Origin of the sequence: Mesorhizobium sp. M0904 (assembly GCF_040319475.1) — a bacterium.
Taxonomy (GTDB): Bacteria; Pseudomonadota; Alphaproteobacteria; order Rhizobiales; family Rhizobiaceae; genus Mesorhizobium.
Window position 1 is genome coordinate 1 of sequence record NZ_JAMYOC010000054.1, and the last position, 2,118, is coordinate 2,118.

Genomic DNA, 2,118 nt, shown 5'->3' on the forward strand with positions numbered 1-2,118 from the left:
AGGAGGACTGCAGGTGTCTGCATTTAGTCAAGATGAATACCGCGCGCGCACGACCCGCCTGCGCCAGCAGATGGCAGAGCGTGGCATCGATGCACTGCTTGTCTTGAATGAAGGGAATATGAACTATCTTACGGGCTACGAAGGTTTTTCCGACTACGTTCCACAACTCGCTCTTGTTTGCCAGGACGAGGAAGATCCGTGGCTTATATTGCGTGAGATGGACACTCTGTGCGCGCATGCCAGCTCGTGTCTGCCGGAATCACGCGTCCTCAGTTATCCGGAGAAATACATAGCTTCGAGCCAACTCACGGCATGGCAGCCCATTGCTGAGCTTGTTCGAGAGCGGTGCAAATCGAACCGGATTGGAGTGGAACTGTCTGGGAAGATGCTTGGACTGAAGGGCCATGCCGCCTTGAGCAATAGTTTAGGCATGTCGGAATTTATCGATGCCGATGGGATGGTTTCAGCGCTAAAGGCGATTAAATCACCTGCGGAGCTCACCTATATGGAGCAGGCGGGAAAGATCGTCGATAGAGCTATGAAAGTCGGCAGGCTTGCAATCTCTGTGGGCGCCAGAGAGAGCGACGTTGCCGCTACTATAACGCATGCACTAATAGCGGGCACTCCAGAATTTCCGGGAGGAACGTCCCGGAGTCCTTTGGTTACTATGCCGGTAGGTTCCCCAGGCGCCGCGCCGCATCTCACGTGGACTGGCGAATACTACAAGATGGGATGCCAGACGAATTTCGAACTCGGCGCCGTCCGTCACCGATATTGCTGCGCATTGTCGCGTACAATATTTTTAGGGGAACCGACCGCTCGATCGCGGCACGTGCACCAAGCGTGCCTTGACGGCTTCCAAGCTGCCTTTGAAGCTATACGGGCTGGAGTGACGAGCAGTGACGTGGAGCGAGCTTTTCGGCGCGAATTTGAACCTCGGGGCGTGCGAAAAGAATCTAGAATTGGATACTCAATAGGCATCGATTGGACGGACGGCGGCCCGAGCTTCCAAGAGGGGGACGAGACCGTGCTTCAGACCAACATGACCTTCCACCTCCTCATTGGTATCTGGGAAAAGACTGATGGTTATATCTTCAGCGAAACCGTTCGCGTGACCGATGATGGCGCGAAGTCGCTGAGCAATATGACACGCGAACTGCTGGTCAATTGCTGATTTTTTGAGAATTGCGATGCCGGCGTAGACCCAAGATCCTGTGGCACGCCGCAGTCCGCATCGCTACGACGACCGCCCATCACCATGTATGGACTTCAATAGGGAGAGAACACATGACTGATTTTCCTCACACCCACGGGAAGCGCTGGCCCTCTTGGGTGAAACCTCGGCTTGCATTTCATGGAGCACCCGTGGGCATTTTGATGCTTGACCGCATGCCTGGACCTGGCCTCCGCCCGTATTTGCCGGGAGACTGCGGCAATGCTACCACGTGGAGTGTTCCCGTGCGCTATAAGACGGTGTTTGGCCTCAATAATACGTGTATTTTCGGGCCTAATGATGAGAAAATGACGGCGACCGTGGTTGAGGCCGCAACTGAGCTCGTACGGGAGGGTGCGCGATCACTCACTGGGGGTTGCGGCTATTTCATCCGGTACCAAGAAGCGGTTCGTGCCGCAGTTGACGTTCCCGTGTTCCTGTCGAGCCTTCTACTCGCTCCCTTCCTTGAGCAAGTGCTTCCTCGAAGCCAGTCGCTTGGCGTGATTGTGGCAAGCAAAACTGCATTGAGCCAAGACATGGTGGAGGCAGCAGGGATACGACCGGGCATTAGGGACAGGATGGTCATCAGGGGGCTCGACGACGCTGCTGTATTTGCCGGCAAATTTCTTGAGCCAAACGGTGATCTAGACCCTGAGGCGCTCGAGGCCGACGTCGTCGACGCCATCTTGAGGCTTCAGAAGGAGAGGCCGGACCTTGGGATGCTTTTGCTTGAGTGCGGCGGGCTACCGCCATACGCGGTTGCCGTTCAAGAGGCGACCAGCCTTCCAGTCTTTGACTTTACCTCTATGGTCGAATTCTTCATCGGCGGACTGACCCGCAAACGATTCACGGGGCTTCTCTGAATGAACCATCTCTCGACCTTTGAACTTCAGTTGCTGAATTCC

2 protein-coding genes are annotated in these 2,118 nt (G+C 55.3%); both read left to right on the forward strand.

What is annotated here, in order from left to right; translation table 11 throughout:
• Positions 1 to 1,174: M24 family metallopeptidase (locus NKH80_RS29995; RefSeq protein WP_352995637.1), on the forward strand; the 1,174-nt coding region annotated here is incomplete at its 5' end.
• 284 nt (positions 1,175 to 1,458) lie between these two features.
• Entirely contained in the window at positions 1,459 to 2,076 is a 618-nt protein-coding gene (locus NKH80_RS30000; protein WP_352995640.1) for an aspartate/glutamate racemase family protein, read from the forward strand.
• Positions 2,077 to 2,118: the final 42 nt, after the last annotated feature.